Annotated in this window: 7 protein-coding genes; 2 read left to right on the forward strand and 5 right to left on the reverse strand. The window is 70.0% G+C overall.

Annotated elements, in window-relative coordinates:
• The first annotated feature begins 90 nt into the window (after positions 1-90).
• The gene (locus ACOJTC_RS11905; protein ID WP_420116890.1) at positions 91-396 is read left to right on the forward strand and encodes a MerR family transcriptional regulator; all 306 of its coding nucleotides are present in this window, start codon (positions 91-93) and stop codon (positions 394-396) included.
• Positions 397-973: 577 nt separating this feature from the next.
• Positions 974-2,380 carry an NAD(P)/FAD-dependent oxidoreductase gene (locus ACOJTC_RS11910; protein ID WP_420116891.1) on the forward strand — a complete coding sequence of 469 codons (1,407 nt, stop codon included), beginning with the start codon at positions 974-976 and terminating at the stop codon, positions 2,378-2,380.
• 104 nt (positions 2,381-2,484) lie between these two features.
• Here the strand turns inward: ACOJTC_RS11910 and ACOJTC_RS11915 are convergent, their stop codons facing one another.
• From ACOJTC_RS11915 to ACOJTC_RS11935, 5 genes are all read right to left on the reverse strand, one after another.
• Positions 2,485-3,885: a GH1 family beta-glucosidase gene (locus tag ACOJTC_RS11915; protein ID WP_420116892.1), complete on the reverse strand. Its 1,401-nt coding sequence runs from the start codon at positions 3,883-3,885 to the stop codon at positions 2,485-2,487.
• Positions 3,882-6,122 carry an alpha-xylosidase gene (yicI, locus tag ACOJTC_RS11920; protein ID WP_420116893.1) on the reverse strand — a complete coding sequence of 747 codons (2,241 nt, stop codon included), beginning with the start codon at positions 6,120-6,122 and terminating at the stop codon, positions 3,882-3,884. Before yicI ends, ACOJTC_RS11915 begins: the two co-directional genes overlap by 4 nt.
• Entirely contained in the window at positions 6,119-6,997 is an 879-nt protein-coding gene (locus tag ACOJTC_RS11925; protein ID WP_420116894.1) for a carbohydrate ABC transporter permease, read from the reverse strand. Before ACOJTC_RS11925 ends, yicI begins: the two co-directional genes overlap by 4 nt.
• A 1-nt stretch (position 6,998) precedes the next feature.
• Positions 6,999-7,976, reverse strand: coding sequence for a carbohydrate ABC transporter permease (locus ACOJTC_RS11930; RefSeq protein ID WP_420116895.1), 978 nt, complete (start codon positions 7,974-7,976; stop codon positions 6,999-7,001).
• A 68-nt stretch (positions 7,977-8,044) separates the two neighbouring features.
• Entirely contained in the window at positions 8,045-9,349 is a 1,305-nt protein-coding gene (locus ACOJTC_RS11935; RefSeq protein ID WP_420116896.1) for an ABC transporter substrate-binding protein, read from the reverse strand.
• Positions 9,350-9,549 lie beyond the last annotated feature (200 nt).

The following is a 9,549-nucleotide window of genomic DNA, read 5'->3' on the forward strand; positions in this document are numbered from 1 at the left end:
ACGCCCCTGTCGGAGACTGGTGTGTTCAACCCGTCACCCCGGCCCCCGGCGCGACGCGCGCCGGGGCCCACGTTCTCGAAGAAGGAATGTATGGCCCAACCTGACGAACTGCTCGACGACGACCACTACCCCGCCTACACCATGGGCCGCGCCGCCGACATCGTCGGCGCCTCGCAGGACTTCCTGCGCCGCCTCGACGAGGCGAAGCTGATCATCCCGGTCCGTTCCGCCGGCGGGCACCGCCGCTACTCCCGCTACCAGCTGCGCCTGGCCGCCCGGGCCCGGGAGATGGTCGACCAGGGCACCGCCCTGGAGGCGGCCTGCCGGATCATCGTCCTCGAAGACCAGCTCGAGGAAGCCCTCCAGCACCAACGCGACCGCGAACGCCGCCAGTAGGCCGACGCCGCCGCTCACGCGCTTTCCGCGGTGTCGTGTCAGTTCGGCGCGGGTGATCAACGCGGCGGCGTCGCGGGTGAATCGTGCGGCGCGACCCCCGTACTCCTTGGTCGCGCTGGTCGGCGCGTTCCGCTGCCGCCCGGATGGGCGCGGCCTTGCGACGGCCATCGCGGCGGCGTGTCCGCTCTGTGGTCGCACCTCGTACGCGCGGCTGCGCTGTTCCGTGGAGCCGGCGGTTCCCGGTCAGAAACTCATGTACGATTGTCTATATCTTGCCGCGCGAGAAGGGCAATCGCCTGTGCTGCTTCGTTCGTCGTCGAGTCCGACCCGCCCGGCGCACGGTCGCCGATACGGGACTGACGGCCCACGCCTGCCCGGTCCGGCCCTGATCGGCGTCACTCCCTGATTCCGGCTGCGGCCCCGGTCGGCAGCCGTGGAAGACGCACTGCCGACACCCGGGACAGCCAGCGGTGACGGCTGGCCGAGCCGCAGCTCGACGTCGGGACAGACGTCGTCGTCACATCGTCGGTGCACCCATTCCCCATGGCTACGGCCGGAACGGCAAGGTGGCAGAGACATGAAGGTCCTCGTGATCGGTGGTGGCCCGGCCGGGAGCACCGCGGCAACGGCGATGGCCCAGGCCGGACTCGACGTGCGACTCGTCGAGAGCGCCCACTTCCCGCGGTACCACGTGGGCGAGTCGCTCACCCCGTCGTGCCGGGTGGTGCTGGACGTCATCGGCATGTCGAAGACTCTCGACGACCACGGCTTCGTGAAGAAGAACGGAGGCGTCATCCACTGGGACGACGACCAGTGGGCGTTCGACTGGCAGGCGCAGTCCGGGGTGCAGTCGTGGCAGGTCGACCGCAGCGAGTTCGACGCGCTGCTGCTGGAGCACGCCCGCCGCAACGGGGTCGCCGTCACCACCGGCGTCACCGGTCGGTCGGTGCGCTTCGCCGACGGCCGGCCGGTGGCCGTGGAGTGCTCCCCGGACGACGGCGAACCGTTCACCATCGACGACTTCGACTTCCTGGTCGACGCCACCGGGCGCAACGGGCTGCTCAGCGCCCGGCACTTCGGCAACCGTGAGCCGCTGAACAACCTGCGTAACGTCGGCATCTGGGGCTACTGGACCGGGGCCACGCTGCTGCCCGACACGCCGTCCGGAGGGATCAACATCATCTCTTCGCCGGAGGGCTGGTACTGGGTGATCCCGATGGCCGGCGGGCGGATGAGCATCGGCTACGTCACCACCAAGGACGCCTTCGCGCGTGACCGTCACGAGCACCCGTCGTCGGACGACCTGTACCGGCACCTCATCGCGGCCTCGCCGACCATCACGAAGCTGACGGCAGAGGCCGAGTTCCTCGGCGTGACGAGGGTCGAGACCGACTACTCGTACATCGCGGACCAGTTCTGCGGGCCCGGTTACGCGATCGTGGGCGACGCGGCGTGCTTCCTGGACCCGCTGCTGTCCACCGGCGTGCACCTCGCGCTCTACAGCGCGTTGACCGCCGCCGCATGCGTCGCCTCGGTCGACCGTGGCGAGGTCGACGAGGCGGAGGCGCTGAGGTTCTTCGAATTCGCCTACCGGCGCGCGTACATGCGGCTGTTCGCGCTGGTGACCATCATGTACGAGCGCTACCTGGGCAAGGACGGCTTCTTCCGCACCTCCGACCGGTTGATCGGCGACGAGCAGTCCGCGCAGCCGGACGCCGACGTCTCCTCCCGGTCCTTCGCCGAGATCATCGGTGGTCTGTCCGACCTGCGGGAGGCGGCCGACTCGTCCACCCGCGTCATCACCGACCGCCTGCGGGAGGAAGCGGTGCGGGCGCAACTGCAGGTGGTGCACGCACCCGGCTCCGACGGACCCGACTTCACCCCGGTCCGGGGCGACCCCCTGTCCGACGCGGAGTCGGCCGACTACCGCCTCGTCACGAGTCCGCGACTCGGCCTCGAACGGGTCCGTGTGACACACCCCTGAACCCGGTCCGCCGCGCACCCCGGCCGGACGGCACCGGCCGGGGTCGCGGCGACGGGGGTTGCCCTGGCCGTCCCGCCGGGGCAACCCAGCGGGAACCCCCTGACCTACCCGTCGAGCTGGCCGGTGGCGACCAGCCGGCGGTACCAGTGGGCGCTGTCCTTCCAGCGACGTTCCTGCGTGTCGTAGTCGACGTGGATGATGCCGAACCGACGGTCGTAGCCGTAACCCCACTCGAAGTTGTCCAGCAGCGACCAGACGAAGTAGCCCCGCACGTCCACGCCCTGCGCGCGGGCGTCGGCCACCGCGCCGATGTGCCGGCGCAGGTAGTCGATCCGCCGGTCGTCGTGGATCCGCCCGTCGGCCGACACCACGTCGTCGAACGCCGCGCCGTTCTCGGTGATCATCAACGGCTGGCCCGGGTGGTCGCGCCCCAGCCGCACCAGCAGCTCGGTGAAGGCCGGCGGGTCGATGTTCCACCCCATCGCCGTGTACGGGCCGGGCTGCGGCAGGAAGTCGACGTCCTCGGCACCCACCCACGGCGAGTGCACCGACGCCCCGTGCCCGTCGGCGGCCGAGCGGGCCGAGTGCCCGTCCCAGGCGCGGACCAGGGTGCTGGAGTAGTAGTTGACCCCGAGCACGTCCAGCGGCACCGCGATCAGCTTCTCGTCACCGGGGCGCACGAACGACCAGTCGGTGACGGCGGCGGTGTCGGCCAGCAGGTCCGCCGGGTACGCCCCGTCCAGCATCGGGCCGAGGAACGCCCGGTTCGCCAGCGCGTCGATCCGCCGGACCGCGTCGGCGTCCGCGTCCGACCCGGACGCGCCCCGCACGACGTGCAGGTTCAACGTCACCGACAGCTCGGCGCTCGGCGTCAGCTCCCGCACCACCCGCCCGGCCAGGCCGTGCGCCAGGTTCAGGTGGTGCACCGCCGCCAACGCCGCCGCCGGTTCGGTGCGGCCGGGCGCGTGCACGCCGGAGCCGTACCCCAGGTACGCCGAGCACCACGGTTCGTTGAGCGTCGTCCAGGTGTGCACCCGGTCCCCGAGCGCGCCGACGATCCCCGCCGCGTACTCCTCGAAACGCAGCGCCGTTTCCCGCACCGGCCACCCGCCGGCGTCCTCCAACTGCTGCGGCAGGTCCCAGTGGTACATGGTCGCCACCGGCCGGATGCCGCGCTCCAGCAGTCCGTCGACCAGCCGGGCGTAGAAGTCCAGGCCGGCGGGGTTGAACCGGCCGGAACCGCCCGGCTGCACCCGGGGCCAGGAGATCGAGAAACGGTACGCGCCCAGCCCCAGCTCGGCGAGGTGGTCCAGATCCTGCGGCCACCGGTGGTAGTGGTCGGCGGCCACGTCACCGGTGTCGCCGTTCAACGTCCGCCCGGGGGTGTGGCTGTAGGTGTCCCAGATGGACGGACCCCGACCGTCCTCGGTGGCCGCGCCCTCGATCTGGTACGCCGCCGTCGCCGACCCCCAGAGGAAGCTCTCCGGGAAGTTGCGTGCCGTCATCGTCCCGCCCTCTCCGCGCCGACCACCACGCAGTGGTACGCCGACGACTCACCCGACACCAGCTCGGCGGTCGCCACCCCGCCCCGGAACCCCACCTCGAACTGCGCGCCCGGCCCCCCGTCGGGTGACGGGATGCGCACCCGCTGCCGTTGCCCCTCCGCCGGAGCGTAGAGCCGCAGCTCCACCCCGTCGGCCCAGGCGTAGTCGGGCCGGTCGCAGCGCGCCCCGAACCCGATGACCGCGCCGGGCCGGGCGAGCACCGGCAGGCTGTCGTACCCGTGCTTCTCGGTCACCCAGGCCGGGCCGGTGAGCTGCGCCCCGGTGACCAGGTGGGTCCAGGTGCCGGCGGGCACGTAGAAGGTGACCTGCCCGTCGGCGCTGAGCACCGGCGCGACGAGCACGTCCGGGCCGAGCATGTACTGCCGGTCGAGGTGCGCCACGGCCGGATCGTCCGGGAACTCCACGATCATCGGACGCATCATCGGGATGCCGTCGCGGTGCGCCTGTTCGGCGGTCGCCGCCAGGTACGGCATGAGGCCGAGCTTGAGCCGGGTGAAGTGGCGCAGCACCTCCACGGCCTGCTCGTCGTACGCCCACGGCACCCGGTACGAGCCGGAGCCGTGCAACCGCGAGTGCGACGACAGCAGGCCGAAAGCGATCCACCGCTTGAACACCGCCGGGTCGGGGGTGCCCTCGAAACCGCCGATGTCGTGGCTCCAGTAGCCGAAGCCCGACGACGCCAGGGACAGCCCGCCGCGCAGCGACTCGGCCATCGCGACGAACGTCGACTCGCAGTCGCCGCCCCAGTGCACCGGGAACTGCTGGCCGCCGGTGGTGGCGGAGCGGGCGAACACCACCGCCTCACCCTCGCCGCGTTCGGTCTCCAGCAGCTCGAAGACCGCCTTGTTGTAGAGGTAGGAGTAGTAGTTGTGCATCCGCTGCGGGTCCGACCCGTCGTGCCACACCACGTCGGTCGGGATGCGCTCGCCGAAGTCGGTCTTGAAGCAGTCGACGCCCATGTCCAGCAGCGACTTGAGCTTGCCGGTGAACCAGGCCACCGCGTCGGGGTTGGTGAAGTCGACGAGCGCCATGCCGGCCTGCCACTTGTCCCACTGCCACACCGACCCGTCCGGGTTGCGTACCAGGAAGCCGGCCTCGCGGCCCTCCTCGAACAGGTACGACCGCTGGGCGATGTACGGGTTGATCCACACGCACACCTTCAGGCCCCGCTCGTGTAGCCGGTGCAGCATGCCCTCCGGGTCGGGGAAGGTCGCCGGGTCCCAGACGAAGTCGACCCAGTGGAACTGGCGCATCCAGAAGCAGTCGAAGTGGAACACCGACAGCGGCAGGTCCCGCTCGGCCATCCCGTCGACGAACTCGGTCACCGTCTTCTCGTCGTACGACGTGGTGAACGACGTGGACAGCCACAGCCCGTACGACCAGGCGGGCACCCGGGCCGTGCGGCCGGTCAGCGCGGTGTAGCGGCGCAGCACGTCCTTCGGGGTGGGCCCGTCGATGACGTGGTAGGTCAGCGACTGGCCCTCCACACTGAACTGGGTCTGCGCCACGACCTCCGAGCCCACCTCGAACGACACGTGCTCCGGGTGGTCCACGAACAACCCGTAGCCGGCGCTGCTCAGATAGAACGGCACGTTCTTGTACGCCTGCTCGCTGGCGGTGCCGCCGTCGGCGTTCCAGATGTCGACCGTCTGCCCGTTCTTGACGAACGGGCCGAACCGCTCGCCCAACCCGTACACCGTCTCGCCGACGCCGAGCGCGAGCCGTTCGTGCACGTACCGGCGTCCCTCGCCGTCGGTGACGATGCCGATGCTGCGGCCGGTGGACGCGGTGACCAGCCGGTCGCCGTGCTTGAACTCGACCCGCCAGCCGTCGACCAGCGCGACCCGCACGGTCAGCTCGCCGGTGGTCAGCGACGCGCTGATCCCGGTGATGTCGACGGTGACCGGGTGCGTGCCGTCGGTGTCCAGCCCGAAGCGGGGTTCGCGGGGCAGCCCGCCGCTGTGGTGGCCGATGGTCACCCCGACCACGCCGGGTGCGGGGGAGAAGAACCGGACGGTGACGACCGGCCGGTTGAGCGTGTCGCCCCGGCCGTTGATCTGACCGGCCGGTGCGAAGACGGTGAAACCGCGGTCGTCCGGCTCGACCGATTCGACAGTGCCGGGGCGCAGCACGCTGACTCCCGGGCGCAGTTGCCAGTACCCGTCGGTGAACTTCACTTCTCGGCTCCTGCCGTGATGCCGCGCGCCAGGGTGCGCTGGAAGATGAGGAAGAACAGGATGGCCGGCACCAGGCTGATCAGGGCGCCGGCGTTGGTGGTGGGGGCGTCCATCAGCCGGTCACCCTGCAACGACGCGAGGGCGACCGGGATGGTCTGGGTCTGGTTGTCGATCAGCATGACCAGCGGGATGAGGAACTCGTTCCAGGTCCAGATGAAGAAGAAGATGAGCAGCACGGCGAGGGTGGGCCGCAGGTTGGGGAAGACCACCCGCCACAGCACCGTCCACTTCCCGGCACCGTCGAGCGCGGCGGCCTCCAGCAGCGCCCGGGGGAACGTGCCCAGCACCGAGGCCAGCAGGTACGTGCCGAACGCGCTCTGGATGACGGTGAAGATGATGATCACCGACAGTCGGGTGTTGTAGAGACCGATCTCCTTGGCGACGTAGTAGAGCGGATAGATCAACGCCTCCTGCGGCAGCATGTTGGCCAGCAGGAACACCCCGACGATCCACAGCCGCCCGCGGACCCGGCCGATACCCAGCGCGTACGCGTTGAGCAGCGACACGACGACACCGAGCACCGCCACCGACCCGGCGATGAGCGCCGAGTTCCACAGCTTGAGCGGGAAGTTCACCTCCGACCAGTACGTCCGCAGACCCGTGGTGTAGAACTCCGACGGCCAGCTCAGCGGGCCGCCCGACGAGTAGTCCCCGGGCGACTTGAACGCGTTGAGCAGCATGAACGCGAACGGCACCAGCATGACCAGCGCGCCCACGGTGACCAGTGCGAGCACCACCCAGCGGCTGACGCCCCGGTGGTGGCGGTCGCGCACCTTCTTGCGGTGGATCGGGACCTTGGCGATCGTCACGGTCATCTCAGATCCCCCGGTCCCGGCGTTCGCTGCGGGCCTGCACGGCGATGAAGACCACGGCCACCACCACGATTATCACGGTGAGTACGGTGGAGATCGCCGAGCCGTAGCCGACCTGGAGCTTCTTGAAGAACGTGTAGTACGCGAAGTACGACGGCACGTTGGTGGCGTTCTCCGGGCCGCCCCGGGTCAGCGCGAAGATCGGCCCGAACACCTTCAGGGCGGCGATCGTGCAGGTCAGGGCCACCACGAAGGTCTCCGGCCGGATCTGCGGCAGGGTGATCGCCCGGAACCGGCGCAGCCAGTTCGCCCCGTCGACCTCGGCCGCCTCGTACAGCTCCGGGTCGACCCGCTGCAACGCCGCCATGAACACGACCACCGGGTAGCCGATCTGCACCCAGATCATCACCGCCATCACCGCCGGCAGCGCGGTGTCCGGGTCGCCCAGCCAGTCGTGGCGCAGCGCGCCGAGACCGACCGCGTCGAGCACGCTGTTGAACGCGCCGTCGGGACGCAGGATCCAGCCCCACACGATGCCGGCCACCACCACGGGCAGCACCTGCGGCAGGTAGAACGCCGCCCGCAGGGCCGCCGCCGTCCGGGGCCGGAACCGCCGTCCGACGACGTCGAAGAGCACCGAGGCGAGCAGCAGCCCGAGCAGCGTCGGCACCACCACCATCGCGACGATCATCGCCACGGTGTTGCGGAACGACGCCCAGAACACCTCGTCGTCCAACAGCCGCCGGTAGTTGTCCAACCCGACGAAGGTGGGGTCGCCGACGCCCGACCACCGGGTCAGCGACAGGTAGCCGGTGCCGACCAGCGGTACGCCGATGACCAGGACGAACAGCACCGCCCCGGGGAGCAGGTAGAGCCAGTACGCCGCGTCGCGGCCGTCGCGTCGGCGGCGGCGCGGGGACGCGGGGGAGGGGGTCGGGGTCGTCGCCTGCGGTGTGCCGGCGACGGTGTCGGGGACTGTCATGGAGGATCCTTCCCGGCGGGGTGGGCGGGCGCAGCCGGTCGTGCCGGTCGCGCCCGCCGCTCGCCGTGTCACTTGCCGGTGATCTCCTTGACGCCGTCGGCGTACGGCTTGGCGATCGTGTCGAGCACCTGGTCGGGGGACTTGGATCCGTTGATCAGCGCCTGGAACCCGCCGACCAGCACGTCGTAGTAGCCGGGCACCGGCCAGTCCGGGTAGAAGGCCAGACCGTCCTGCTTGCTGACCGTGTTGAAGTCCTCGATCAGCTTGCGGTCCTTCGGGTCGGTGATCTTCGCGGGGTCACCGGCCACCGGGATGCCACCGTTGTTGCCGATCAGGTCCTGGATCTCCGGACGCAGGGTGATGTCGATGAAGTCGTACGCCAGGCTCTTGGCCTTGCTGTTGGTCGGGACGACCCAGAGGTTGCCGGACGAGCCGGCGTTGAGGGTGTTGCCCGGGAACAGGAAAGTGTCCCAGTTGGCCTTCATCTCGGCCTTGAACCGGCCGTACCACCAGCTCCCGGAGACGATCATCGGGGTCTTGCCCGCGATGAACGCCGTGCCCATGTCCTCGGCCTTGAGGCTCGCCGAGTCCTTGGCCACGTAGCCCTTGCGCACCCAGTCGGCGAAGGTGTCCGCGCCGTACTTCAGCGGGTCGGCGCGGAAGTCGACCGGGTTCTTGTAGAGCTGGTAGTTGTCGACGAACTGCCGGTCGGCCTTCGACAGGGCCAACTGGTAGAACAGCTGCCCGGCCGGGTACTCGGCGCCGGCCATGCCCAGCGGGGTGATGCCCTTGTCGACGAAGGTGTCCATCGCGGCGGTCAGCTCCGCCATGCTGGTGGGCACCGTGACGCCGTTGCGGTCGAACAGGTCCTTGTTGTAGTAGACCGTGACGTACTCGCCGTAGTTCGGCACCCCGAACCAGTTGCCCGACCCCATCACGCCCTTGTCGCTGTACCGGGCGGTGGTCTGCAGGCTGGGGCTGAGCTTGCCGGCCCAGCCGCGCTTGTCCGCCTCGCCGCTGAGGTCGGTGAGCAGGCCCTGGGACGACAGCAGGCCGGCCGTCGCGTTGCCCTTGTTGTACTCCATGATGTCCGGGCCCTCGGACGAGTTGATGATCATGCCGGCGTTCTGCTGGATCTGCTCGAACGCCTTGCGCTCGAAGCGCACCTCGACGCCCGGGTGTTCGGTCTTGAAGATCTCGATGGCCCTGTCCCAGCCGACCCCCATCGCGCTGTTCTCGCCCTCGTAGTGCCAGAGCTTGAGGGTCTTGGCCCCGCTGTCGTCACCGCTGTCGTCGCCGCCGCACGCGGCCACGGTGGTCGTCGCGGTGGCCGCCAGGGCGATCGCGGCGACGATCCGGCGGAATCGCTGCATTGCTATCCTCCTCGTTGAGTATCGAGCCCGGTACTTCACTGGGTCCGTCGTCGCGTTGCCGCGCGGCGACGGGCCGTTTTACCTGGTCAGCCCCTATCGGGGTGACGGCTTCGTGGTGCTGCGGTCGATCCCCGGATCTCCAGCGCGCACGGCAGCAACTGCTGGTGGCGCTCGTTGCCGGCCCCGTCCAGGTGGCGCAC

Origin of the sequence: Micromonospora sp. (genome assembly GCF_048594385.1) — a bacterium.
Classification (GTDB): Bacteria; Actinomycetota; Actinomycetes; order Mycobacteriales; family Micromonosporaceae; genus Micromonospora; species Micromonospora wenchangensis.